We start from the raw sequence: 303 nt of genomic DNA, 5'->3' as shown, positions 1-303 counted from the left end.
GAGCTGCCGCGACGCCTGCAACTGAGCTGGTTCGGCGGGCCGCCGCTGCGGGCCGGTGAGCACTGGCGGCTGGCCGTGACCCTTCAGCGCCCCGCCGGGCTGCTCAACCCACATGGGCCCGACCGGGAGGCGCAACTGCTGGCCAGGCGGGTGGGTGCAACCGGTACGGTAAAGGCCGGGCAACTGCTGGCGCCGGTAACCGGAGGTTGGCGCGATGTGCTGCGTCAGCGTTTGCTGGCGGTCGAAGCCAATGGCCGGCAGGCCGCGTTGGTGGCACTGGTGCTTGGCGACGGCACAGGCCTG

The 303-nt window shown here is 71.9% G+C and carries 1 protein-coding gene; it reads left to right on the top strand.

The window, feature by feature from the left end; translation table 11 throughout:
• On the top strand, positions 1–303 hold a 303-nt coding region (locus tag C4K88_RS18055), incomplete at both ends, for a DUF4131 domain-containing protein (protein WP_206604394.1).

This window comes from Arthrobacter pityocampae, from assembly GCF_002927275.1.
Classification (GTDB): Bacteria; Actinomycetota; Actinomycetes; order Actinomycetales; family Micrococcaceae; genus Arthrobacter_D; species Arthrobacter_D pityocampae.
The sequence above is the reverse complement of the archived record's forward strand: the minus strand, read 5'-3'. Positions and strand labels throughout refer to the sequence as shown.